We start from the raw sequence: 23,417 nt of genomic DNA on the forward strand, positions 1-23,417 counted from the left end.
CCGCGCGCGGCCGGGCGGCAGGGACGGAAGCCCGGCCGCTGTCCCTCGATAGGGCGAACATCGGTGCGGAGGGGTGCGACGGCACCCCTCCGCTTCGTTGTGCAGGGGCGTGAGCCAGAAGAATCATGAGGGAAAGAAATCCGCCCGCGAGCGACTCCAGGAAGAGCGGGCGAGGGAAAGGGCGCGGGCCCGGCGCGGCCGTCAGGCGATCGTCGCGGGGGCGGTGGTGGCGGTGCTGGCGGTGGCGGGCGGTATCGCCGTCTGGGCGTCGTCGTCCTCCGAGAAACCCGCCGCCAACGACAACGAGGTCGCCGTCCCCAAGAAGGCCAGCGACGGCGCCCGGCCCGCCGTCCCGGTCGGCGCGGCCGGCGCCCCGTCCACACTCACGGTGTGGGAGGACTTCCGCTGCCCCGCCTGCCGGCAGTTCGAGACCGCCTTCCGCCCGGTCATCCATGAGCTGGAGGATTCCGGCCGGCTCAAGAGCGAGTACCACCTCGTGACCATCATCGACGGCAACGCCGGCGGCCAGGGATCCCGTAACGCCGCCAATGCCGCCCTGTGCGCGCAGGACGCCGGGAAGTTCCGCGCGTACCACGACGTCCTCTACTCCCATCAGCCGCCCGAGCCGCAGGACAAGTTCGCCGACAAGCAGTACCTCCTCCAACTGGCCGGGAAGGTCAAGGGGTTGGTGACCCCCGCCTTCACCAAGTGCGTCAACGACGGCAGGTACAACCGCTTCGTGGAGAAGTCCAACGACTCCTTCGCCGGTTCCGGATACCGCGGCACCCCGACCGTCCTGCTCAACGGCAAGGACCTCTCGAAGGAGAAGGGCGGGCAGTTCGGCCCCGCGGACCTCAAGAAGATGGTGCTGGACGCCGACAAGGCCAAACAGCCGGGGAAGAAGAGCGCCCCACCGCAGGGGCAGCAGAGCGCCGCACCGCATACGGGCGCCTCGCCCCAGGGCAGGCACGCAGGGAGGAGCGCCGCGCCCCCGGCGGAGCTGAACGGCGGGAGCGCCGCACCCCGTGCGGGCCTGAACGGCGGGAGCGCCGTGCCCCACCCCTAACGGGGCCCACCGGCGCCGCGGCCCCTGCGGACACGCAGCGTCACAGCGCGAGGGCGGGGTCGTTACGCAGCCGTAGCCGGGCCGGGTTGCCGCCGACCCGGCCCGGCGCGGTAGCGTCGTCCCTGCCATGGACCTCGCATTCATTCCCAGCCCGTCGGTCGGCGTCGTACATCTCGGCCCGATCCCGCTGCGCGGCTACGCGTTCTGCATCATCATCGGCGTCTTCGTCGGCGTCTGGCTCGGCAACAAGCGCTGGGTGCAGCGCGGCGGCCGTTCCGGAACCGTCGCGGACATCGCCGTATGGGCCGTCCCCTTCGGGCTGGTCGGCGGCCGCCTCTACCACGTCATCACGACGTACGAGCCGTACTTCGGCCCGAACGGCCACCCGCTCGACGCCTTCAAGGTGTGGGAGGGCGGCCTCGGCATCTGGGGCGCGGTGGCGCTCGGCGCGGTCGGCGCCTGGATCGGCTGCCGCAGGCGCGGTATCCCGCTGCCCGCGTACGCCGATGCGCTGGCGCCCGGTCTGGCCCTCGGGCAGGCGATCGGCCGCTGGGGCAACTGGTTCAACCAGGAGCTGTACGGCAAGCCGACCGATGTGCCGTGGGCGCTGAAGATCAGCTCCGACCCGGCCATCGGCCGCGTCGGCGGCACCTACCACCCGACCTTCCTCTACGAGTGCCTGTGGTGCATCGGCGTCGCGGCGCTGGTGATCTGGGCCGACAAGCGCTTCAAGCTCGGCCACGGGCGGGCCTTCGCCCTGTATGTCGCCGCCTACTGCGCGGGCCGCGCCTGGATCGAGTACATGCGGGTCGACGAGGCGCACCACATCCTGGGCCTGCGGCTGAACGTCTGGACCGCGCTGATCGTGTTCGTGCTGGCCGTCGCCTACTTCGTGATCTCCGCGAAGAGGTCACCCGGCCGGGAAGCGGTCGTCGAACCGGGGGCGCAGGCCGAGGAGGGCGTCGAAGGCGATGCCGCCGAGGGCGGTACGGATGGCGACGGTGCCGAGGGCAAGCTCTCGGTCGAGAAGACGGCAGCGAAGACGGCAGCCAAGACGGCGGCGAAGGCGACGGCCGACGACGCTGCGGCGGAGTCCGGAGCCGACGCGGCCGGGGAGTCCGCGCAGGACGAGCCCGGCGACCAGAAGCCCGAGGACGCGGCGGATGAGCCCGCCGCCGATGCCAAGGCCGCCGGCAGCGGCAGCACCAAGAAGTCCTGACGCGGCACCAGCCGCGCACGCGCCGGGCGGACCCGAGAAGGGGTCCGCCCGGCGCTTTGCTGTCCCGCCCCGGTGGCACGGGGCCTTCCGCAGATCCGGCAGCCTGCCATCCCGCAGCCGCGGTGATCCGGCAGCCCGCCACCCCGCCCTCCCCACGCTCAGCGCCTGCGCCCCGCCAGGTCCAGTACCCGCTGGGCCGCCGCGACCACCGCCGCGTCCACGAACCGGCCGTCCGGCAGCGCCAGTGCACCGCCCTCCGCCGTGGCGGCCCGCACGATCTCCTGTGCTGCCGCGACCTCCTCCGCCGACGGGAGGTAGGCCGCCTCGATGACCGGGAGCTGGCGGGGGTGGATCGCCGCCCGGCCCAGGAATCCCAGCGCCCGGCCCCGGGCGCAGGACCGGGCCAGCCCGTCGAGGTCGTGGACGTCCGGGTGGACCGACTGTGGCGGCGGGGCCAGACCGGCCGCGCGGGCGGCGACCACGGCCCGGCTGCGCGGCCACGCCAGCCCCGCATCGTCCCGTACCCCCAGCTCCCCGCACAGATCCGCCTCGCCGAGCGCGATTCCGCGCAGCGCCGGATGCGCGGTGGCGATGGCGAAGGCGTGCTCGATGCCCAGCGCGGATTCCAGCAGTGCGTACAGGGCCGGGGTGGCGGGCAGGGCGCTCGCGGCGGGCGGGGCCGCGGGGGCGAGGGTGGCAGAGTCGAGGGTGGCGGTGGTGCCGGGGGACGCGCTGACGGGAGGCGTGCGGACGGGGGGTGTGCGCACGGGGGCGGGGTGGTCCGCGAGAGTCCGCCCGGCCGGTGGCACAGGGCCTTCCGCGGCGTACGGGAGGTGCTCGGGGACCGGCCCCGCGGCGTACGGGAGGTGCTCCGGGACCGGCTCCGCGACGTACGCGACGTGCTCCGGGACCGGCTCCGCGGCCGCGGTCGCCCAGCCCGCGGCGCGGTGGACGTCGGCCGGGCCCTGCACCTTGGGCAGCCGGAGGCCGGCCAGGCCCGGCAGGGGGGCCAGGGTGCGGATCTCGTGCTCGGCGAGGGGGCCGTCCAGCGCGTTGACGCGGACATGGACCGGCACCGGCACCGGGTCGCTCAGCAGCTCGGCGGTGGCCCGCAGTGCGTGGTCCTTGCGGTCCGGGGCGACCGCGTCCTCCAGGTCGATCACGACGACATCGGCCCCGCAGCGGAGCGCCTTGGCGACCACCTCCGGGCGGTCTCCGGGAACATAGAGCCAGGTCAGCGGGGTGGGAGCAGGGGGCTCGCGGGGGGCCTGCGGGGTCGGCCTCACAGGGCGCCCGCCGTGCGCAGACCGTCGATCTCCGCCTCGGTCAGCCCGAGTGCGGCCAGCAGCTCGTCCGTGTCCGCGCCGTGCGGGCGGCCCGCCCAGCGGATGGCGCCCGGCGTCTCGGAGAGCCGGAAGAGGACGTTCTGCATCCGGACCGTGCCGAGTTCGTCGTCCGGGACCTCGGTGATCGAGCCCAGCGCCGCGTACTGCGGGTCCGTCATCACCTCGCGGACGTCGTAGATGGGCGCCACGGCCGCCTCGGCCTTCTCGAAGGCGGCCAGCACCTCGGCCCGGTCGTGCCGGGCGATCCAGTCACCGACCGCGGCATCCAGCTCATCGGCGTGCCGGGCCCGTCCTTCGCCGGTCGCGAACCAGGGCTCGTCGATCACCTCGGGCCGGCCGACCAGCCGCATCACCCGCTCGGCGACCGACTCGGCCGAGGTGGAGACCGCCACCCAGGAACCGTCCGCGGTGCGGTAGGTGTTGCGCGGGGCGACGTTCGCGGAGCGGTTGCCGGTCCGCGGCTGGACATGGCCGAGCTGGTCGTACCAGAGCGGCTGCGGTCCCAGGGCCGTCAGGATCGGTTCGATCAGCGACAGATCGATGACCTGGCCGCGGCCGGTGGTCTCCCGTCCGCGCAGCGCGGCCATGACGGCGTACGACGTGGTCAGCGCGGCGATCGCGTCGGCGAGACCGAACGGCGGCAGGGTCGGCGGCCCGTCCGGTTCCCCGGTGATCGCGGCGAAACCGCTCATCGCCTCGGCGAGGGTGCCGAAGCCGGGGCGCCGGGCGTACGGGCCGAACTGCCCGAAGCCGGTGACCCGGGCCAGCACCAGGCGCGGGTTGACGGCGGACAGCTCGTCCCAGCCCAGGCCCCAGCGCTCCAGGGTCCCGGGCCGGAAGTTCTCGACGATGACATCCGCCCCGGCGGCGAGCCGCAGCAGGACGTCCCGGCCGCCCGGGTGGGACAGATCGAGCGTCATGGTCCGCTTGTTGCGGCCCAGCAGCTTCCACCACAGGCCGATGCCGTCCTTGGCGGGGCCGTGGCCGCGCGACGGGTCGGGCCGGTGCGGATGCTCGATCTTGATCACCTCGGCGCCGAAGTCCCCCAGCAGGGTGGCGGCGAGCGGACCGGCGAACAGCGTGGCGAGGTCGAGCACCCGCAGCCCGGTGAGCGGACCGGAGGCGGGGGGCCCGGCAGCGGTGGTGTCCTCGGCGGCGGGGCGGGGCGGCCCGGAGAGGGACGGACCGGAGAGAGACGGACCGGAGAGGGACGCATCGGAGAGGGACGGATCGGTCATGGTGCGGGGGCCTTCGTTCGGTCGGGGGCGGCGGGGGGACCGGGTACGACCAGTGCGGCGGTGCGTTCCGCGAGGGCGTCGAAGCCGATGCCGTCGAGCCCGCGGACGCCGGTGGCCAGCCGGTTGCGCAGGGGTGCCGTCCAGCGGGCGGGCAGCGCCGCGGGCGACCCGGCGAGCAGACCGGCCAGCGAGCCGGCGGTGGCGCCGTTCGAGTCGGTGTCCCAACCGCCGGACACCGCACGGCAGATGGAGCCGGTGAAGTCACCGTCGGCGTGGGTGAGCGCGGCGGCCAGCAGCGCCGCGTTCGGCACGGCGTGCACCCAGTGGTGGTGTCCGTACGCGGTGTGCAGCCGGTCGACGACGGCGGCGAAGCCGTCCGGGGTGCCGGTGGGCTCGTCCCGCGCCAGTGCGATACCGCAGCGGACGGCCCGTGCGAGCCGGGACCGGGCGGGGATCACGGTCAGTCCGGCCCGCAGCGCGCCGTGCACATCGGTGCCGCCGCCGGCCGCCGCGGCGAGCGCGGCCGCCGTGAACATCGCGGCGTACACCCCGTTCGCGGTATGGCTGAGGGTGGCGTCCCGCCAGGTCTGGGCCGCGGCGGCGGCCGGGTCGCCGGGGTGGGTCCAGCCGTGAATGTCGGCGCGGATCTGTGCGCCGATCCACTCCCGGAACGGGTTGCGGTGGCGGGCGGTGTGCGGCGGCTCGATGCCGTCCAGGAGGTTGCGGTACGCCACGCGCTCGGCGGTGAAGGTCCGGCCGGCCGGCAGTTCGTCCAGCCACAGCCGCGCGACATCGGCCGTGGTGAAGCCGGGGCCGTGGCGTTCGAGGAGCAGCAGCCCGAGCAGCGGGTAGTTGAGGTCGTCGTCCTCGGGCATGCCGTCGATGTTCTCGGCGAGCGAGGTGGTGCGGCTGCGGCGGTTCCACGGGTACCGCGCGGCCACCGCCGGATCGAGTCCGGTCTCCGTGAAGTACCCGGCCGGTGGCCAGTTACCGGTCGAGCGGGCGAGCGCCCGGATCCCGGCGAGCGGCAGTTTCTCGACGGGTTTGCCGAGCAGACAGCCCGCCGCCCGCCCGAGCCAGGCGGCCTCCAGACGGGCGGTCTCCGGATGGGCGGTCTCCGGACGGGTGGTCTCCGGAGGGGCGGTCGGCACCCCGCTGCCGTCCGGCCGCGGACCGCCGTCCCCGGGCCTCGGCGCCCACTCGGCCTGAATGGCGGTCAGTTCGGTGGGCTCGGCGGCCTCCAACGGGCAGGGCAGCAGCGCGAGTTCGTCGAGCAGCGTCCCGGCGAGCGCCCGCAGGGCCGGATCGGCCGGGCCGGGGGAGGCGCCCGCCCGGCCCGGCACTGTCGTACCGCCTGCCGCGCGCCACCGCCGCGCGATCCCGTCGGCGTCCCGGCCGTCCTCCGCCGCCTGCCGCAGTTCGTGCCCGAGCAGATCCTCGGGCTGCACCCAGGTCACCCGGAGCGGGGCCGTGGTGGCCGGCCGGTCGGGCGCCGCCGTGGCCGTCACCGTCCGACCGCCTCCGTCATCGCCGGGATGGCCGAGATCGCGGTGAACGCCTGCTCATGGGTGCGGGCGCGGGCCCGGTCGCGGGTGAAGACCTCGCGGGCGACGGTGGCCAGTGCGGCCCCGGGCGCCTGCAGATCGAGGCGGCTGGCGCGGGCCACCTCGGTGCTCCACTCCTCCGGCACCGCCGCCGCGCCGCGCAGCGCGCCGACCAGCGCACCGCTCATCGTGGCGATCGAGTCGCAGTCGCGGCCGTAGTTGACCGAGCCCAGGACCGTGGACCGGAAGTCGCCGCCGCCGATCAGCAACATGCCCAGGGCGATGGGGAGTTCCTCGATGGCGTGCAGCCGGGAGGGCCGCCGGGCGCCGAGCGACGGGTTGCGGTAGTCCGGGCCGACCGTGTCGAAGGGGGCGACGGCGGCGCGCAGCGGGGCGGGCGCCGCCGCGGGATCGGTGACCGAGGACGCGGCCTCACAGACCGCCTCGATCGCGGCGCGGGTGCCGTCCTTGGCGAGCCGCAGCGCCTGGACGACGACCGAGGACGGGGTCGCGTCCGGGATGAACGCGGCGGCCACAGCCGCGGCGAACACCCCCGCCGCCTCCCGCCCGTACGAGGACTGATGGGCACCGGCGATGTCCAGCGCCTCGGCGTAGGCCCGGTCCGGATTGCCGGCGTTGACGATGCCGACCGGCGCCATGTACATCGCCGCACCGCAGTTGACGATGTTTCCCACGCCCGCCTCGCGCGGGTCCGCGTGCCCGTAGTGCAGCCGGGCCACGATCCACTTCTCGGCGAGGAAGATCCGCTGCACCGGCAGCGCCTCGGCCTCCAGCTCCGGGATCCAGCGCGGGGTGCCGATCAGATCCGGCACCAGGTGGTCGGCGATGTCATAGGCGTCGAGATGATCGCGCACCGCCTCGTAGACCCGCACCAGCGCATGGGTCATCAGGGTGTCGTCGGTGACATGGCCGTCGCCCTTGTGGTACGGCGCGAGCGGGCGGGCGGTGCGCCAGTCGTCGTGGAACGGGCCGACGATGCCCGCCACCCGGCCGCCGTGCCGCTTCACGATCTCCTCCGGCGTCCGGCCCTCCACCGGCCCGCCGAGCGCATCGCCGACGGCGGCACCGACCAGCGCACCGGTCGCCCGGTCCTCCAGGGACGGCGTGACCGGGACGACGGACGGCACCGGAGGCACCGGCGACGGCTTGGCGACCGCGGTGACCGGGGCGGCCGGGGGGACGGGAGGGACAGGGGGAAGGGGGGTGACCGGCAGGATCCGGGTCGCCTGCGCCTCGGGGGTGCGCGCCGCGGCCGGTGTCTGCTCGCTTGCGTGGGTCATGTGCGGGTGAGTCCTTCCACGGTGGGGGAGGGGGCGGGAGCCAGCAGGGCGCCGGGGACGGCTGCCGGGCGGGCCGGTGGGGGAGCCGCGGCGGCTTCGGGCGCGGTGAGCTCGGCACGGGCGAGCAGCCCGGCCAGCTCGACCAGGTCCGTGCCGGCCAGCCGGGGCAGCGCACAGCCGGACAGCACCCGGCAGGCGTCGCGCCAGGTGCGGGGCAGCGCCCGCGCACCGCCGAGCGCACCGGTCAGCGCCCCGGCGAGGGCCGGTGCGGAGTCGGCGACCCGGGAGAGACAGGCGGCGGCCGGTACCGCCTCGGCGACCAGCCCGTCCGTCGCCAGGGCCAGCGCCAGCGCCACCGGGACGGTCTCCGCCGCGGCGATGCCGTAGCTGTAGACGTGGTCGACGATCTCGTGCTCCAGTACGGGCACCAGGGCGAACGCGGTGCCGGGGCGCCCCACCGGGCCGGGGCCGTCCGCGGCGAACGACCGGGCCAGCCGGACCGCGTGCAGGGCGTTCCGGCGGATCTCGGTGCCTTCGGGGAGCTGCTCCAGGGCCGCGTCCACACAGCCGGCGGCCGCCGTGCCGCCGAGCGCGGCGGCGACCGCGGCGGCCATCGCCCGCGCGCCGTGCACCCCGTCGCCGTCCTGGGTGTAGCGAGCGTCGTACTCGGCCAGCTCGGCCGCGGCGGATGGCTCGCCCGGGTGCACCACGGCCAGGACGGCGGCGCGTACACAGGCCGCGTCGTCGAAGTAGTGCGGGTTGTCATGGCCGGTGGCGGGCGGCCGCAGCCCGGCGGCGAGGTTGCCGAGCCCGGCCCGTACGGAGATCCGGGCGCGCAGCGGCAGCACGGCGGACTCGACCTCGGGCGCCCGGTCGGCGGCCGCGGCGACCTCGTTGGCCAGCGCGTTCCAGGCGAGATCGACGGCGGCCCGCATCCGGCGGTCCCGGCCCAGGTCGCTGAGCGGCGCACCGGCCGCGGTGAGCACCGACTCGGCGGTGAACGCGGCCCAGTCGGCGTCGTCGGAGGGGCCCAGCCGGAGCGGTTCGGGCGGCTGGTTGAGCGCGATCGGCACGGGCAGCGTGGTGGTCGCGTTCTGCTCGGCGAAGGTGTCCAGTTCACGGGTCAGCCGCCGGGTCCACTCCGGCATCCGCGCCGCCCGGTGCCGGGCCGCCGGCCACCCCGCGGCGTCCCCCGCGGCCACCCCGAGCAGCAGCCCCTCGATACGGGCGCGCGCACCGGCGGGGCCGCCGTGGCCCGCGGCGCTCCCCACCCCTTCCGGGCCGTTCATCCGGCGCCCACCACGGCCCCGGCACCGGTCCCGACGCCCGCCCCGTCTCGGACGCCCGCCCCGGCCGCGGTGCTCACCACGGCCCCGGCGCCCGCGCTAGCCCCGTCCCCCGCCGAGTCACGGGCCCCGGCCTCCGCCGCACCCCCACCGGCCACGGAGCCCGCCCCCCGCGCGACCAGCAGCTCAGCGACGTCCAGCACGTGATACCCCGCCATCGACGGCAGACAGCTGCCGCGCGCCGGGCCGATGGCGGCGGCCCAGGTCTCGGGGATCGCGGCGGCGCCGCACAGCGCACCGGCCAGCGCACCGGCGACGGCCGCCGTGGTGTCGGCGTCGCGCCCCATGTTGACCGCGGTCAGCACCGAGGCGGAGAAGTCGCCGCGGGCCGCCTCGAACGCGCCGAAGGCCAGCCCGACCGCCTCCGGCGCCAGATCCGTCCAGGGATAGCCGCCGATCACGACGGCGGAGCGCACCGCGCGCTCGGTACCGAGCCGGGTGATGCCCGGGTCATGCCGGGAGCGCTGGGCGGCACCGACCGCGCGGCGCAGCGAGCGGGCGGTCCAGGAGTCCTCCGGTACGACGGACAGCGCGGCGGCGATCACCGCGTCCGTGGAGGTGGCGACCATGGCGGTGGCCACCCCGGCGGCCACCGCCCGGCCGCCGTAGATTCCCTCGCCGTCGTGGCTGACCGTGCCGTCGATGGCGACCAGCCGGGCGGCCTCGGCGGGCCGCCCGGCGGCGAACACCCCGAACGGCGCGGCGCGCATCGCCAGGCCGTCGCTCCAGGCGTGCCGGTGCTGGGCGGAGATGGGCGCGGCCAGACCCCGGCGCAGGTTCTCCAGGGTGCCGCGCTCACTGAAGCCCGCCCCGCGGAACGGCCCCTCGTCACGGTCGGCGATCCACCGGTGCCAGGCGGCCTCGACATGGGCGACGGTCAGCGCCGAGCCGTGTGCGGCGAGCAGCAGCCCCGAGAAGAGGGCGTACTCGGTGTCGTCGGTGCCCGCCGGATCGTCCTCGACATAGCCCTCGATCCGTCCCCAGCGGCGGCGGATCTGCGAGGGCTTCATGTTCTCCGCGGGGGCGCCGAGCGCATCACCGACGGCGAGCCCGAGCAGCGCGCCGCGGGCCCGGTCGCGGACGGCGTCGCCCGCGCCGGGCCCGGCCGGTTCCGCGGGCGGAGGGTGCGCTGCGCTCATGGTGCGTGCCGTTCTGTCGTACGGGCCGGACCGCCGCCGGGGCCGCGCGGGGCCGCCCGGCTTCGGACCGCTGCGCTGTATCCGTGCCACGCGACGGCCCGGCTCTCCTGTCCCGGGCGGCAGGGTCACCCGGTCGACAGCCCCGGACGGCCCCGGACGGCCCCGGAGCGGTGCGCCCGGCCGGCCCCACAGCGGCCTGTGACCCGGATCACTCACCCGGCCTCGCGGAAAAACCGCAGGTCAGCGCGGTAAGTTCGGCCTTCCTTGCTAGCGGCGGAGGCCGATGCCCGCATAACTTCGAAGCGTTGGAGGGGGAAGTGCCGCACATCGGCCCACACCTCGCTCGTAGGGAGTAGGTACCGATATGTCCGTCATGGAGATCATGGATGCCGCGGCGCCGACGCATGTGGCCCACCGCGACAACCACACCCACCGCGATGTGAACGGCGGCTGGCTGCGCCCCGCCGTCTTCGGTGCGATGGACGGTCTGGTCTCGAATGTCGCCCTGATGACGGGCGCCGCCGGCGGTGCGCTGTCGCAGCAGGCGATCATCATCACCGGCCTCGCGGGCCTGGCGGCAGGTGCCTTCTCGATGGCGGCGGGGGAGTACACCTCGGTCGCCTCACAGCGTGAGCTGGTGCAGGCCGAGCTGGATATCGAGCGCGCCGAGCTGCGTAAGCACCCGAAGGACGAGCTGGAAGAGCTCGCCGCGCTGTATACGTCGCGCGGGGTCGAGCCGGCGCTCGCCCGGCAGGTCGCCGAACAGCTCTCCAGGGACCCCGATCAGGCCCTGGAGATCCACGCCCGCGAGGAACTGGGCATCGACCCGTCCGACCTTCCTTCGCCCGCCGTCGCCGCGGTTTCCTCCTTCGGGTCGTTTGCGCTGGGCGCGCTGATGCCTCTGCTTCCGTACTTGATGGGGGCCTCCGCCATCTGGCCCGCGGTGCTGTTCGCACTGGTCGGACTGTTTGCCTGTGGGGCGGTCGTGGCGCGGGTGACGGCGCGCTCCTGGTGGTTCAGCGGGCTGCGTCAGCTGGCGCTCGGCGGCGCCGCCGCGGGTGTGACGTACGTCCTGGGCGCACTGTTCGGAACCGTCGTAGGCTGACGTGTCATACGGGTGACTGCATAATTACCGCGTTACCCAGCGGTTTCGGTTCGTTGACGGCCGGGCATAAGGCCCAGGCGTCGCGGGCAACGTCGCTCGCCGAACGCCGCCTTGTGGGACGGCCTGGATTCCGTCCGTGCACTGACTCACCGCCCGTGCGGTGTCCGCATGCTGGAAGCCCCTTTTCGCTTTTTGAGAAGGGAGCCATCCTGTAACCTGCACGAAATTTCGCGGAGGGCCAACGTCGTCCCTCGGCAATTCCCCGGGCCCCAAGGGCCCGGGAGGTACCCCGATTGCCACTACGACGTTGGGAGAGCCGATGCGTTTCGCGTCCACGCACTCCGCGACCACCAGCAGCAGCGACGCCGCCGCCTGGTCGCCCATGGACGGCCGCCCCGCCCAGCAGGGGATGTACGACCCCCGCAATGAGCACGACGCCTGTGGCGTCGGCTTCGTGGCCACCCTCACCGGCGAGGCCAGCCACGCACTGGTCGAGCAGGCGCTCACCGTCCTGACGAATCTGGAGCACCGCGGTGCCACCGGCTCCGAGCCCGACTCGGGCGACGGCGCCGGCATCCTGCTCCAGGTGCCGGACGCGTTTCTGCGCGAGAACGTCACCTTCGAGCTCCCCGAGGCCGGCGCCTACGCCGTCGGTATCGCCTTCCTGCCGTCCGAGGCCCAGGAGGCGGCCGAGGCCGTCTCCCGCATCGAGACGATCGCCGGGGAAGAGGGCCTGGACGTCATCGGCTGGCGGGTGGTCCCGGTCGCCCCGCAGCTGCTCGGCAACGGCGCCCGCGCCACCATGCCGGCCTTCTCCCAGCTCTTCGTGAGCGACGGGGTGAACACCGGCCTGGCGCTGGACCGCAAGGCGTTCGCGCTGCGCAAGCGCGCCGAGCGGGAGGCCGGGGTCTACTTCCCCTCGCTGTCCGCCCGGACGATCGTCTACAAGGGCATGCTGACCACCGGCCAGCTGGAGCCCTTCTTCCCGGACCTGTCCGACCGCCGCTTCGCCACCGCGATCGCGCTGGTCCACTCCCGGTTCTCCACCAACACCTTCCCGAGCTGGCCGCTCGCGCACCCGTACCGCTTCGTCGCGCACAACGGCGAGATCAACACGGTCAAGGGCAACCGCAACTGGATGCGGGCCCGTGAGTCGCAGCTCGCCACCAAGCTCTTCGGCGAGAACCCCGAGGACGCCGAGAACCTCGCGCGGCTGTTCCCCGTCTGCACCCCGGACGCCTCCGACTCGGCCTCCTTCGACGAGGTCCTGGAGCTGCTCCACCTCGGCGGCCGCTCGCTGCCGCACTCGGTGCTGATGATGGTCCCCGAGGCGTGGGAGAACTCCCCCTCCATGGACCCGGCCCGGCGCGCCTTCTACCAGTTCCACTCCACGATGATGGAGCCCTGGGACGGCCCGGCCTGTGTCACCTTCACCGACGGCATCCAGGTCGGCGCGGTCCTGGACCGCAACGGTCTGCGCCCCGGCCGCTACTGGGTCACCGACGACGGCCTGGTCGTGCTCTCCTCCGAGGTCGGCGTCCTGGACATCGACCCCGCCAAGGTCGTCCGCAAGGGCCGTCTGCAGCCCGGCCGGATGTTCCTGGTGGACACCGTCGAGGGCCGCATCATCGAGGACGACGAGATCAAGGCGCAGCTCGCCGCCGAGCAGCCCTACCAGGAGTGGCTGGACTCCGGTCTGATCGAGCTGGCGGACCTGCCCGAGCGGGAGCACATCGTGCACACCCACGCCTCGGTCACCCGCCGCCAGCAGACCTTCGGCTACACCGAGGAAGAGCTCCGCGTCATCCTCGCCCCGATGGCCAAGGCCGGCGCCGAGCCCATCGGCTCGATGGGCACCGACTCGCCGATCGCCGCGCTGTCCGAGCGCCCCCGGCTGCTCTTCGACTACTTCACCCAGCTCTTCGCGCAGGTCACCAACCCGCCGCTGGACGCCATCCGCGAGGAGCTGGTCACCTCGCTGATCTCCTCGCTCGGCCCCCAGGGCAACCTCCTGGAGCCCACCGCGGCCTCCTGCCGCAGCGTGACCCTGCCGTTCCCGGTCATCGACAACGACGAGCTGGCCAAGCTCGTGCACATCAACGCCGACGGCGATATGCCCGGCATGAAGGCCGTGACCCTCTCCGGTCTCTACCGGGTCTCCGGCGGCGGTCAGGCGCTGGCGGCCCGGATCGAGGAGATCTGCGCCGAGGCGGACGCCGCCATCGACGACGGCGCCCGGCTGATCGTGCTCTCCGACCGGCACTCCGACGCCGAGCACGCGCCGATCCCGTCGCTGCTGCTCACCGCCGCGGTCCACCACCACCTCATCGGCACCAAGGAGCGCACCCAGGTCGGTCTGCTCGTCGAGGCCGGCGATGTGCGCGAGGTGCACCACGTCGCGCTGCTCATCGGCTTCGGTGCCGCGGCCGTCAACCCGTACCTGGCCATGGAGTCCGTCGAGGACCTGGTCCGGGCCGGCACCTTCCTGCCCGGCATCGAGGCCGAGGCCGCCATCAAGAACCTGATCAAGGCGCTCGGCAAGGGCGTCCTGAAGGTGATGTCCAAGATGGGCATCTCCACCGTCGCCTCCTACCGGGGCGCGCAGGTCTTCGAGGCCGTCGGCCTGGACGAGGAGTTCGTCGCCCAGTACTTCCACGGCACCGCCACCAAGATCGGCGGCGCGGGCCTGGACGTCATCGCCAAGGAGGTCGCAGCCCGGCACGCCAAGGCCTACCCGGCCTCCGGCATCGCCGCCACGCACCGCGCGCTGGACATCGGCGGCGAGTACCAGTGGCGCCGCGAGGGCGAGCCGCACCTCTTCGACCCGGACACCGTCTTCCGGCTCCAGCACTCCACCCGCTCGCGCCGCTACGACATCTTCAAGCAGTACACGGACCGGGTGAACGAGCAGTCCGAGCGGCTGATGACGCTGCGCGGCCTGTTCTCCTTCGCCTCCGAGCGCCCCTCGATCCCGATCGAGGAGGTCGAGCCGGCGTCCGAGATCGTCAAGCGCTTCTCCACCGGCGCCATGTCGTACGGCTCCATCTCCCAGGAGGCGCACGAGACCCTCGCCATCGCCATGAACCAGCTGGGCGGCAAGTCCAACACCGGTGAGGGCGGCGAGGACCCGGACCGTCTCTACGACCCGGCACGCCGCTCCGCCATCAAGCAGGTCGCCTCCGGCCGCTTCGGCGTGACGTCCGAGTACCTCGTCAACTCCGACGACATCCAGATCAAGATGGCCCAGGGCGCCAAGCCCGGTGAGGGCGGCCAGCTGCCCGGCCACAAGGTCTACCCGTGGGTCGCCAAGACCCGGCACTCCACCCCGGGCGTCGGCCTGATCTCGCCGCCGCCGCACCACGACATCTACTCCATCGAGGACCTGGCTCAGCTGATCCACGACCTCAAGAACGCCAACCCGCAGGCCCGCATCCACGTGAAGCTGGTCTCCGAGGTCGGCGTCGGCACGGTCGCCGCGGGTGTCTCCAAGGCGCACGCGGACGTGGTCCTGATCTCCGGCCACGACGGCGGTACGGGTGCCTCGCCGCTCACCTCGCTCAAGCACGCGGGTGGCCCCTGGGAGCTCGGCCTGGCCGAGACCCAGCAGACGCTGCTGCTCAACGGCCTGCGCGACCGGATCGTGGTGCAGACCGACGGCCAGCTCAAGACCGGCCGCGATGTCGTCATCGCCGCCCTGCTGGGCGCCGAGGAGTACGGCTTCGCGACCGCACCGCTGGTCGTCTCCGGCTGCGTCATGATGCGCGTCTGCCACCTGGACACCTGCCCGGTCGGTATCGCCACCCAGAACCCGACGCTGCGCGAGCGGTTCAACGGCAAGGCCGAGTACGTCGTCAACTTCTTCCAGTTCATCGCCGAGGAGGTCCGTGAGCTCCTCGCCGAGCTGGGCTTCCGCAGCCTGGACGAGGCCATCGGCCACGCCGAGCTGCTGAACACCTCCCGCGCCGTGGACCACTGGAAGGCACAGGGCCTGGACCTGGCCCCGCTGCTGCACGTCCCCGAGCTGGCCGAGGGCGCCGTCCGCCACCAGGTCATCGAGCAGGACCACGGCCTGGCGAAGGCGCTCGACAACGAGCTGATCAAGCTCGCCGCCGACGCGCTGTCCGCGGACAGCGCCGAGGCCGCCCAGCCGGTGCGGGCCCAGATCGCGATCCGGAACATCAACCGGACCGTCGGCACCATGCTCGGCCACGAGGTCACCAAAAAGTTCGGTGGCGGCGGGCTCCCCGACGACACCATCGACATCACCTTCACCGGCTCGGCCGGCCAGTCCTTCGGCGCGTTCCTGCCGCGCGGCATCACGCTGCGCCTGGAGGGCGACGCCAACGACTACGTCGGCAAGGGCCTGTCCGGCGGCCGTGTCGTGGTCCGCCCGGACCGCGGTGCCGACCACCTCGCCGAGTACTCGACCATCGCGGGCAACACCCTCGCCTACGGCGCCACCGGCGGCGAGCTGTATCTGCGCGGCCGGGTCGGCGAGCGCTTCTGCGTCCGCAACTCCGGTGCCACGGTGGTCTCCGAGGGCGTCGGCGACCACGGCTGCGAGTACATGACCGGCGGCAACGCGGTCGTCCTGGGCGAGACGGGCCGCAACTTCGCGGCCGGTATGTCCGGCGGCTTCGCCTACGTCATCGACCTCGACCCGGCCAACGTCAACAAGGAGCTCGTCGACGCGGTGAACCCGCTGAACGACGACGACAAGCAGTGGCTGCACGACGTCGTGCAGCGCCACCAGGAGGAGACCGGCTCCACCGTCGCCGCCAAGCTCCTCGCCGACTGGGATGCCGCGGCCGCGCGCTTCAGCAAGGTCATCCCGCCCACCTACCAGGCAGTGCTCGTCGCCAAGGAAGCCGCCGAGCAGGCCGGGCTCTCCGAGTCCGAGACCCACGAGAAGATGATGGAGGCGGCGACCAATGGCTGACCCCAAGGGCTTCCTGAACCACGAGCGCGAGGTCGCCAAGACCCGCCCCGTCGAGGAGCGCGTCAAGGACTGGAACGAGGTCTACCAGCCCGGCTCCCTGCTGCCGATCATCAGCAAGCAGGCGTCGCGCTGTATGGACTGCGGTATCCCGTTCTGCCACAACGGCTGCCCGCTCGGAAACCTCATCCCCGAGTGGAACGACTACGCCTACCGCGAGGACTGGACCGAGGCCAGCGAGCGGCTGCACGCGACCAACAACTTCCCGGAGTTCACCGGCCGCCTCTGCCCCGCGCCCTGTGAGGCCGCCTGTGTGCTGGGCATCAACCAGCCGCCGGTGACCATCAAGAACGTCGAGGTCTCCATCATCGACAAGGCGTGGGACAACGGCGACGTCACCCCGCAGCCGCCCGAGCGCCTCTCCGGCAAGACCGTCGCCGTCATCGGCTCGGGCCCCGCGGGCCTGGCCGCCGCCCAGCAGCTGACCCGGGCCGGCCACACCGTCGCCGTCTACGAGCGCGCGGACCGTATCGGTGGTCTCCTCCGCTACGGCATCCCCGAGTTCAAGATGGAGAAGCGCCACATCAACCGCCGCATCGAGCAGATGCGCGCGGAGGGCACCAAGTTCCGTACGGAGGTGGAGATCGGCCGCGACCTGGACGCGAAGAAGCTGCGCAAGCGCTACGACGCCGTCGTCATCGCCGCCGGTGCCACCACCTCCCGCGACCTGCCGGTGCCCGGCCGTGAGCTGAACGGCATCCACTTCGCTATGGAGTACCTCCCGCTCGCCAACAAGGTGCAGGAGGGCGACCTGACCGTCGCCCCGATCAGCGCCGAGGGCAAGCACGTCGTGGTCATCGGCGGCGGCGACACCGGCGCGGACTGCGTCGGCACCGCCCACCGCCAGGGCGCGGCCTCCGTCACCCAGCTGGAGATCATGGGCAAGCCGGGCGACGAGCGGAACCCCAACCAGCCCTGGCCGACCTTCCCGATGCTCTACAAGGTCACCTCCGCGCACGAGGAGGGCGGCGAGCGGATCTACTCCGTCTCCACCACCCACTTCGAGGGCGACGAGGACGGCAACGTCCAGTGGCTGCACCTGACCGAGGTGGAGTTCAAGGACGGCCGCCCCGAGCCCCAGCCCGGCACCGAGCGGAAGATCCCGGCCCAGCTGGTCACCCTCGCGATGGGCTTCACCGGCACCGACCGGGAGAACGGCCTGGTCGAGCAGTTCGGCCTGGAGCTCGACGAGCGCGGCAACGTCGCCCGCGACGCGGACTTCGCCACCAACGTCCCCGGCGTGTACGTCGCCGGTGACGCGGGCCGCGGCCAGTCGCTGATCGTGTGGGCCATCGCCGAGGGCCGCTCCGCCGCCAAGGGCGTGGACCGCTTCCTGACCGGAGCCAGCGCCCTGCCGGCTCCCATCAAGCCGACGGACCGGGCACTCACCGTGTGACCGACCGTCCCCCGATGTCCCGTACAACGTCGTGCGGAACAACCGCGGCGCCTGCCTCCTCCCCCGACCGGAGGGCAGGCGCCGCGGCATGTCCGCCCCCGGACCGTGCGTCTACGCGCCGCCCCGGGCGGCGGGGAAGCGCCGCTCCAACTGCCGTGCCATCTCCCGCGCGGGCGCCGGTACGGCCTGCGGCGGGGGAGCGCCCTGCGGCCGGAAGTCATGCACCGGCGGATGCCACGCGACCGGCCCGACCCGCCGGTCACCCGGCGGCAGCACCCACCGCGGATCGGCGTGCACCCGCAGCACCTGCGCCTCGATCTGCGTCCACGCGCCGTCGGTGACCGTCCACTCGCCGACCCGGCGCGCCTCCAACTGCACCGGGCAGTGCACCAGTCGGGGCGGCCGCACCAGCTCGGACGGCTCGGTCCACGCCGCGTCCGTGGCGGACGGCAGGGTGCTCGCCCCCTCTTCGGCCCCCGTCCCGTCCGCTGGCAGATTGAAGACCACGTCCGGGCGTACCGCGAGATTCCGTGCGGTCCGGCCGCGGGTCGGCAGCCAGAGGCTGACGACCGGTCCGAGCTCCCACCGGATGCGCAGCTCGACCAGCACGAAAGTTCCGTCGTCGTTCTCGGTGCACAGCAGCGCCGGGGCGACCGAACTGCTTTCCTCCAGCGCGCCTTTCATGCTGCCGAGGATAGAAGCCGGATGATTCGGTGCTCACCGAAATGTTATCAGAGGTTACTCTGTGTACATGAAACGATGGGACGCCGATCAGGAAAGCGTCGCGGAGACCCCCGATCTGGCCGCCCTCGCGGCGCTGCTCGCGGACCGCACCCGTGCCGCGATCTGCATGGCCCTGCTCGACGGCGGCACCTGGACCGCGGGCGAACTGGCCGAGTACGCCGCGGTGGCGCCGTCCACCACCACCGAACACCTCAACCTCCTGGTCGCCGGCGGACTGCTCGCCGAGGAGCGCCAGGGGCGGCGGCGCTACGTACGGCTGGCCGGGCCGGACACCGCCGAGACCCTGGAGAACCTCGCCGGCCTCGCCCCCTACCGCCAGGTCCCGATCCGCTCCCTGGCCGAGGCCAACCACCGCCGCGCCCTGCACCACGCCCGGACCTGCTACGACCACATCGCCGGCGCCCTCGGCGTCGCCATCGCCGACGCCATGTCCGAACGCGGCCTGCTGGCCCGGGACTACGGCCCGGTACTGACCGCCGCCGGCGCCGACTGGCTCGCCGCCCTCGGCATCCCCGACGCCGCACCCCCGGCCGCCCATCGGGCCCATGTCCGCACCTGTCTCGACTGGACGGTGCGCCGCCATCACCTCTCCGGCGCCGTCGGCGCCGCCCTCTACCGCCACGCCCTGGAACACGCCTGGCTGGTCAAGGCCGTCACCACCCGCATCCTCACACTCACCGCGGCGGGCCGCGCCGCCTTCCGCACCCAACTCGGCCTGCCGGACGAGGCACTCTTCCCGTCCCTCACACTTCCGGCGCCGGGCGGCTGACCGGGCGCGCCCTCAGACGTCACCGACCTGGCTGATCCGGTCGTCGCCGAGCTTGCGCTGGGTGTCCTGGAGCAGGATCCGCAGCAGACCGGCGAGCTGCTTCTGCTGCTCGGGGGTCAGGCCGTCGATCAACTCCGCCTCGCGGTGCAGTACTTGGCCGACGGTGGCCTCGACCAGCTCATGGCCCGCCGGGGTCAGCTCGACCAGGACCGTGCGCGGACGGCCCTCGCCGGGCCGGCGGGTCACCAGCCCCTCACGCTCGGCGCGGGCCACCCGCTGGGAGACCGCGCCCGCGGTGACCATGGAGCGACGGCCGAGCTCACGGGTGGTCAGGGTGTAGGGCGCGCCGCTGCGGCGCAGCACACTGAGCAGATCGAGCGTGGCCGGGTCCACCCCGGCGCGGGTCAGTACCCGGCGCCGGTCGTCACCCAGCAGCTTCGCCAGCTGCCAGATCGGCGTTACGATCCCGATCGAGGAGACCGGTGTGCCGGGGCGCTCGCGCTCCCAGGCGGCCGCGATCTCCTCCACGGGGTACGACGAGGCACGCCCGTGGTGGTCCTGTGCCTCGGAATCTCTTGCCACGGGCCCTCCCGGTACTGTTATGTTCAGGTCTAAATTTAGACCTGAACGTATTGGACGGAGCTCAGCATATGTCACGCACCATCCTGGTCACCGGCGGCGGAACCGGCATCGGACGCGCCGTCGCCCAGCACTTCGCCGACCGCGGCGACGACGTCATCGTCACCGGCCGGCGCCTGGCACCCCTGGAGGAGACCGCGGCCGGCCGGGAGACCATCCGCCCGCTGGTGTGCGACCACACCGACCCCGCCTCGCTCACCGAGCTGCTCGCCCGGCTCCCCGAGCGGATCGATGTGCTGGTCAACAACGCCGGCGGCAACACCGACCTCGACGCGGACGTGGCCACCGATCTGGCGTCCTACGCCCGGGGCTTCCGCGCCAACCTCGATGCGAACCTGGTCGGCGCCGCGCTGACCACCAGGGCGGTGGACGGCCGGCTGGCGGCCGGTGGCGCGGTCGTCCAGCTCGGATCGATCGCCGCGGACCAGGGCTCCGGTGGTGCCTACGGAGCGGCCAAGGCCGGGCTCGCCTCCTGGAACATCGGGCTGTCCCGGGAGCTCGGCCCCCGCGGCATCACCGCCAATGTCGTCTCGCCCGGCTATATCGCCGGGACCGACTTCTTCCGCGACCAGCTCACCGACGAGCGCCGCGACCAGCTGGTGGCGGCCTCCGCGACGGGCCGCCCCGGGTCCCCGGACGACATCGCGGGGACCGTGGCCTTCCTGGCCTCACCGGCGGCCCGGCATATCACCGGCCAGGTGCTGAACGTCAACGGCGGTACTTGCGGCACCCGTTGACACCTCCCCGGCCGGTGTTCCAGCCGGGGCAGGTACGCGGCCGTGCGGCTTACTTCCCGTTGCCCTCCGTCAGCCGGGCCGGGAAGCCGCCGGTGGCGATCGGGCCCCAGCGCAAGGGGGTCACCCGGATCAGTGACTTGCCCTGCTTGCGCATCGCCTCGCGGTACTGGTCCCAGTCCGGGTGCTCACCGGCGATGTTGCGGTAGTACTCGACGAGCGGCTCGATGGAGTCCGGGGTGTCGATGATCTGGGCCTCGCCGTCGATCTGGACCCAGGGGCCGTTCCACTCGTCGGACAGCACGATGACGCTGACCGAGGAGACCCGGCGGGCGTTACGGACCTTGGCGCGCTCCGGGTACGTCGCCATCACCAGCCGGCCGGAGTCGTCCACCCCGCAGGTCAGCGGCGAGCCCTGCGGGGTGCCGTCGGAACGGCGGGTGAGCAGGATCGCGCGGTGCCGGGGGCGGACGAACTCCAGCAGCTCGGGCAGGTCGACACGGGTGGTGGTGGCGGTGGAAGGGCTCATGCGGTGAGCCTAGGCCGTCAGGTGCGCTCGAAGGCGGACCACGGCGGGCCACGGCGGGCCCGCCGCCACGTCGGACCGGTCGTCAGTTCTTGAAGAGTTCCTTGCCGGTGGCCGCGTCGACGACCTTGCGGTCGCCCAGTGCGGTCTTGAGCTGCACCTTCACCTTGTCGGTGGCCAGCTGTTCGGTGCACATCCCCTTGGAGCTCTTCCGCTTGCCCCAGCCGGTGATCACCACCAGGTCCTTCGACTCATGGCTGCGGGCACCGAAGCGGACATCGCAGGCGCTGTGCCCGACGGTGACGGTGATCTCCCGTGCGTCCGTCTTCTTGGGGCGCTCCGCGTCGGCCAGCGGCAGGATGGCCTGCTGGCGCCCGGTGACCGGGGAGACCTTCGGCCAGTGCCGCACGATCTGGTCCGCCCGCTGCTCGAAGGCGTCCGGCTTCTTCGGCGGCGGCGCGCTGCCCACGGTCTGCTGCTTCTCGCCGCAGCCGGTCAGTACGGCGGTGCCGGACAGGGCCAGCACGAGCACGGTGGTGAGGGTACGGGTGCGGGAGAGGTGGGATCCTCGCATGACATGCCTCCTTGGTTCGGCGATGAGACGTACCGAAGGCAAGACAGGTTCCGGCCGGGTTCCGAAGAGGGTGTGCCGGGCTTCGCTCTGCGCTCAATCCGCCGAGGGCGCAAAGCCGATGGCCACCGGACCGTGCCCGGCTAGCGTCCCGGTCATGGATGCGCTCACCGAGATCACCCCCACCGTCTGGCAACTCGCCTTCCCCATCGGGCACGTGTACTTCGTCGCCCTCCCCGACGACGGATACGCCGTGGTCGATACCGGCCTCCCCGGCTCGGCCCCCGCCGTCCTCGGCGCGCTGGACAGGCTCGGCGGCCGGCCGGACCAGTTACGGCAGATCGTCCTCACCCACTTCCACCTGGACCACATGGGCGCCGCCGCCGATCTGGTCGACGCCACCGGCGCCAGGGTGCTGGCCGGTGCCCTGGACGTCCCGTACATCCGCGGCAGCGCGCCCGAACCCGCGCCGGCGTTCACCCCCGGCGAGCAGGCGCTGTACGAAGGGGTCATGGCCGATATCGCGGCCGCCGGGACCCCGCCGCTGCGCCCCGTCGAGGTCGATGTCGCGCTGCACGAGGGGGACACCCTCGACGGCTGGCCGGAGCCGGTGCGGGTGCTGCACGTCCCCGGCCACACCCCCGGCGGGATCGCCCTGCACCTCCCCGCCAGCCGGCTGCTCTTCCCCGGCGACATCATCGGCACCACCCCCGACGGCACCCGTGCGGTCCTCGGCCCCGGCAACCTCGCACGCGAGGAGGCCATCGCCTCCTTCCGGCGGCTCGCCGCCCTCGATGAGCTGGACACGGTGTGCGTCCCGCACGGCGTCCCGATCCGCACCGGCGCACGCGACGTACTGGCCGCGGCCACTCCGGAGCAGGACTGGCTGTGAGCGCCGGGCCGCGGCGCACTGCCCGGCTCTGCTGACGCGGGTAACGTCGGGCCGGTGCGGAACCGGCCCGGCGCACGGGTCCGGACCCCGGGGAGCTGGAGCGCACGGGAAGCGAGGAGAGGCAGGGCATGCAGCTGAACACCCACGAATGGGGCACCGGCGAGCGGGTGGCGGTGCTGGTCCACGGTCTGATGTCCGATCACCGCACCTGGCACCGCGTCGGTCCGGCGCTCGCCGAGCGCGGCTACCGGGTGCTGGCCGTCGATCTGCGCGGCCACGGCCGCAGCCCGCGCGGGGAGTACGGCACCGAGCTGTTCGCCGAGGACCTCGTGGAGACCCTGCCGGCCGCCCCCGAGGTCGCCATCGGGCATTCGCTGGGCGGGCTGGCGCTGTCCCTGGCGGTGGAGCGGCTACAGCCACGGCGCGCGGTGTACTGCGATCCGGCCTGGTCGCTGGCCAGGCCGGGACAGTCCGCCGACCCGGCCCTGTTCATCGCGTTCAAGCGGGCCGACCGGGCGATGCTGCGGACCTTCAACCCGCGCTGGTGCGACGCCGACATCGACCTCGAACTGGCCACGGTCGCGGACTGGGACACCGGGACCGCCCTCGCGCTGTCCGCCGTCCATCGCCAGGACCACATGCCCGAGAAGCCGGTCGTACCGTCCCTGGTGCAGTTCGCGGGGGAGGGGTTCCTCTACTCCGAGCAGGTGGCGGCCGAGCTGACCGAGCGGGGCTTCGAGGTGCGGACGGTGCCCCGTACGGGCCACACCATCCACCGTGACGACTTCGACGGATTCATGGCGGGGCTGGAGGGGTGGGTCTAGACCCGCGGCGGACCGGGAGTGG

At 73.3% G+C, this 23,417-nt stretch carries 19 protein-coding genes; 9 read left to right on the forward strand and 10 right to left on the reverse strand.

All coding sequences use genetic code 11. The annotated features are described in order from the left end of the window. Nucleotides 1-109 precede the first annotated feature (109 nt). Together STRTU_RS26860 and lgt are read left to right on the forward strand one after the other, a co-directional pair. A complete protein-coding gene (locus STRTU_RS26860) occupies nt 110-1,066 on the forward strand; it encodes a DsbA family protein (protein WP_159746593.1) in 957 nt (318 codons plus the stop codon). A 127-nt stretch (nt 1,067-1,193) separates the two neighbouring features. Beyond that, a complete protein-coding gene (lgt, locus tag STRTU_RS26865; protein ID WP_159746594.1) occupies nt 1,194-2,285 on the forward strand; it encodes a prolipoprotein diacylglyceryl transferase in 1,092 nt (363 codons plus the stop codon). A 158-nt stretch (nt 2,286-2,443) separates the two neighbouring features. On the opposite strand, the gene STRTU_RS26870 is transcribed toward lgt, so the two are convergent. From STRTU_RS26870 to STRTU_RS26895, 6 genes are read right to left on the reverse strand one after another with little or no spacing between them, the layout of a single operon-like run. After that, nucleotides 2,444-3,571 (reverse strand): HpcH/HpaI aldolase/citrate lyase family protein, encoded by a 1,128-nt coding sequence (locus STRTU_RS26870; RefSeq protein WP_159746595.1) that lies wholly within the window; start codon nt 3,569-3,571, stop codon nt 2,444-2,446. Then, on the reverse strand, nt 3,568-4,869 hold the full coding sequence (locus tag STRTU_RS26875) for a CaiB/BaiF CoA transferase family protein (RefSeq protein ID WP_159746596.1): 1,302 nt from the start codon (nt 4,867-4,869) through the stop codon (nt 3,568-3,570). Before STRTU_RS26875 ends, STRTU_RS26870 begins: the two co-directional genes overlap by 4 nt. Further along, nucleotides 4,866-6,377, reverse strand: a complete 1,512-nt coding sequence (locus STRTU_RS26880) for an ADP-ribosylglycohydrolase family protein (RefSeq protein ID WP_159746597.1) — start codon at nt 6,375-6,377, stop codon at nt 4,866-4,868. The genes STRTU_RS26875 and STRTU_RS26880 overlap by 4 nt, the downstream gene beginning before the upstream one ends. Next, nucleotides 6,374-7,714: an ADP-ribosylglycohydrolase family protein gene (locus tag STRTU_RS26885; protein WP_246241264.1), complete on the reverse strand. Its 1,341-nt coding sequence runs from the start codon at nt 7,712-7,714 to the stop codon at nt 6,374-6,376. Before STRTU_RS26885 ends, STRTU_RS26880 begins: the two co-directional genes overlap by 4 nt. Beyond that, nucleotides 7,711-9,003 carry an ADP-ribosylglycohydrolase family protein gene (locus STRTU_RS26890; RefSeq protein ID WP_159746598.1) on the reverse strand — a complete coding sequence of 431 codons (1,293 nt, stop codon included), beginning with the start codon at nt 9,001-9,003 and terminating at the stop codon, nt 7,711-7,713. Before STRTU_RS26890 ends, STRTU_RS26885 begins: the two co-directional genes overlap by 4 nt. After that, nucleotides 9,000-10,199, reverse strand: coding sequence for an ADP-ribosylglycohydrolase family protein (locus tag STRTU_RS26895; protein WP_159746599.1), 1,200 nt, complete (start codon nt 10,197-10,199; stop codon nt 9,000-9,002). The genes STRTU_RS26890 and STRTU_RS26895 overlap by 4 nt, the downstream gene beginning before the upstream one ends. A 373-nt stretch (nt 10,200-10,572) precedes the next feature. On the opposite strand from STRTU_RS26895, the gene STRTU_RS26900 reads away from it, so the two are divergent. From STRTU_RS26900 to STRTU_RS26910, 3 genes are all read left to right on the forward strand, one after another. Continuing rightward, nucleotides 10,573-11,304 carry a VIT1/CCC1 transporter family protein gene (locus STRTU_RS26900; RefSeq protein ID WP_159747245.1) on the forward strand — a complete coding sequence of 244 codons (732 nt, stop codon included), beginning with the start codon at nt 10,573-10,575 and terminating at the stop codon, nt 11,302-11,304. Between the two features lie 319 nt (nt 11,305-11,623). Beyond that, nucleotides 11,624-16,243, forward strand: coding sequence for a glutamate synthase large subunit (gltB, locus tag STRTU_RS26905; protein WP_159746600.1), 4,620 nt, complete (start codon nt 11,624-11,626; stop codon nt 16,241-16,243). Then, nucleotides 16,236-17,696: a glutamate synthase subunit beta gene (locus tag STRTU_RS26910; RefSeq protein ID WP_159746601.1), complete on the forward strand. Its 1,461-nt coding sequence runs from the start codon at nt 16,236-16,238 to the stop codon at nt 17,694-17,696. Before gltB ends, STRTU_RS26910 begins: the two co-directional genes overlap by 8 nt. Before the next feature lie 111 nt (nt 17,697-17,807). Here STRTU_RS26910 and STRTU_RS26915 read toward each other — a convergent pair whose 3' ends face one another. Beyond that, the gene (locus STRTU_RS26915) at nt 17,808-18,380 is read right to left on the reverse strand and encodes a hypothetical protein (RefSeq protein ID WP_159746602.1); all 573 of its coding nucleotides are present in this window, start codon (nt 18,378-18,380) and stop codon (nt 17,808-17,810) included. A gap of 67 nt (nt 18,381-18,447) precedes the next feature. Between STRTU_RS26915 and STRTU_RS26920 the strand changes: the two genes are divergently transcribed. After that, on the forward strand, nt 18,448-19,209 hold the full coding sequence (locus tag STRTU_RS26920) for an ArsR/SmtB family transcription factor (protein WP_159746603.1): 762 nt from the start codon (nt 18,448-18,450) through the stop codon (nt 19,207-19,209). Nucleotides 19,210-19,221: 12 nt separating this feature from the next. On the opposite strand, the gene STRTU_RS26925 is transcribed toward STRTU_RS26920, so the two are convergent. Further along, nucleotides 19,222-19,791 (reverse strand): MarR family winged helix-turn-helix transcriptional regulator, encoded by a 570-nt coding sequence (locus tag STRTU_RS26925; protein WP_159746604.1) that lies wholly within the window; start codon nt 19,789-19,791, stop codon nt 19,222-19,224. A gap of 68 nt (nt 19,792-19,859) precedes the next feature. Here STRTU_RS26925 and STRTU_RS26930 point away from each other — a divergent pair, with 68 nt between their 5' ends. After that, entirely contained in the window at nt 19,860-20,585 is a 726-nt protein-coding gene (locus STRTU_RS26930) for an SDR family NAD(P)-dependent oxidoreductase (RefSeq protein WP_159746605.1), read from the forward strand. Nucleotides 20,586-20,634: 49 nt separating this feature from the next. Here STRTU_RS26930 and STRTU_RS26935 read toward each other — a convergent pair whose 3' ends face one another. Then, entirely contained in the window at nt 20,635-21,111 is a 477-nt protein-coding gene (locus STRTU_RS26935; RefSeq protein ID WP_159746606.1) for a PPOX class F420-dependent oxidoreductase, read from the reverse strand. An 82-nt stretch (nt 21,112-21,193) separates the two neighbouring features. Beyond that, nucleotides 21,194-21,682 carry a hypothetical protein gene (locus STRTU_RS26940; RefSeq protein ID WP_159746607.1) on the reverse strand — a complete coding sequence of 163 codons (489 nt, stop codon included), beginning with the start codon at nt 21,680-21,682 and terminating at the stop codon, nt 21,194-21,196. 154 nt (nt 21,683-21,836) lie between these two features. Here STRTU_RS26940 and STRTU_RS26945 point away from each other — a divergent pair, with 154 nt between their 5' ends. Together STRTU_RS26945 and STRTU_RS26950 are read left to right on the forward strand one after the other, a co-directional pair. Next, a complete protein-coding gene (locus tag STRTU_RS26945) occupies nt 21,837-22,571 on the forward strand; it encodes an MBL fold metallo-hydrolase (protein WP_159746608.1) in 735 nt (244 codons plus the stop codon). Between the two features lie 128 nt (nt 22,572-22,699). Then, complete coding sequence (locus STRTU_RS26950; protein ID WP_159746609.1) at nt 22,700-23,395, forward strand: alpha/beta fold hydrolase; 696 nt, start codon at nt 22,700-22,702, stop codon at nt 23,393-23,395. The last annotated feature ends 22 nt before the right edge of the window (nt 23,396-23,417 follow it).

The sequence above is a fragment of the Streptomyces tubercidicus genome (assembly GCF_027497495.1).
GTDB lineage: Bacteria > Actinomycetota > Actinomycetes > Streptomycetales > Streptomycetaceae > Streptomyces > Streptomyces tubercidicus.

What these genes read in the sequence shown, in the direction of transcription:
- lgt (WP_159746594.1), top strand. Translation starts at nt 1,194, where the DNA reads ATGGACCTCGCATTCATTCCCAGCCCGTCGGTCGGCGTCGTACATCTC.
- STRTU_RS26875 (WP_159746596.1), bottom strand. Translation starts at nt 4,869, where the DNA reads ATGACCGATCCGTCCCTCTCCGATGCGTCCCTCTCCGGTCCGTCTCTC.
- STRTU_RS26885 (WP_246241264.1), bottom strand. Translation starts at nt 7,714, where the DNA reads ATGACCCACGCAAGCGAGCAGACACCGGCCGCGGCGCGCACCCCCGAG.
- STRTU_RS26890 (WP_159746598.1), bottom strand. Translation starts at nt 9,003, where the DNA reads ATGAACGGCCCGGAAGGGGTGGGGAGCGCCGCGGGCCACGGCGGCCCC.
- STRTU_RS26895 (WP_159746599.1), bottom strand. Translation starts at nt 10,199, where the DNA reads ATGAGCGCAGCGCACCCTCCGCCCGCGGAACCGGCCGGGCCCGGCGCG.
- STRTU_RS26900 (WP_159747245.1), top strand. Translation starts at nt 10,573, where the DNA reads ATGGAGATCATGGATGCCGCGGCGCCGACGCATGTGGCCCACCGCGAC.
- gltB (WP_159746600.1), top strand. Translation starts at nt 11,624, where the DNA reads ATGCGTTTCGCGTCCACGCACTCCGCGACCACCAGCAGCAGCGACGCC.
- STRTU_RS26910 (WP_159746601.1), top strand. Translation starts at nt 16,236, where the DNA reads ATGGCTGACCCCAAGGGCTTCCTGAACCACGAGCGCGAGGTCGCCAAG.
- STRTU_RS26915 (WP_159746602.1), bottom strand. Translation starts at nt 18,380, where the DNA reads ATGAAAGGCGCGCTGGAGGAAAGCAGTTCGGTCGCCCCGGCGCTGCTG.
- STRTU_RS26920 (WP_159746603.1), top strand. Translation starts at nt 18,448, where the DNA reads ATGAAACGATGGGACGCCGATCAGGAAAGCGTCGCGGAGACCCCCGAT.
- STRTU_RS26930 (WP_159746605.1), top strand. Translation starts at nt 19,860, where the DNA reads ATGTCACGCACCATCCTGGTCACCGGCGGCGGAACCGGCATCGGACGC.
- STRTU_RS26935 (WP_159746606.1), bottom strand. Translation starts at nt 21,111, where the DNA reads ATGAGCCCTTCCACCGCCACCACCACCCGTGTCGACCTGCCCGAGCTG.
- STRTU_RS26940 (WP_159746607.1), bottom strand. Translation starts at nt 21,682, where the DNA reads ATGCGAGGATCCCACCTCTCCCGCACCCGTACCCTCACCACCGTGCTC.
- STRTU_RS26945 (WP_159746608.1), top strand. Translation starts at nt 21,837, where the DNA reads ATGGATGCGCTCACCGAGATCACCCCCACCGTCTGGCAACTCGCCTTC.
- STRTU_RS26950 (WP_159746609.1), top strand. Translation starts at nt 22,700, where the DNA reads ATGCAGCTGAACACCCACGAATGGGGCACCGGCGAGCGGGTGGCGGTG.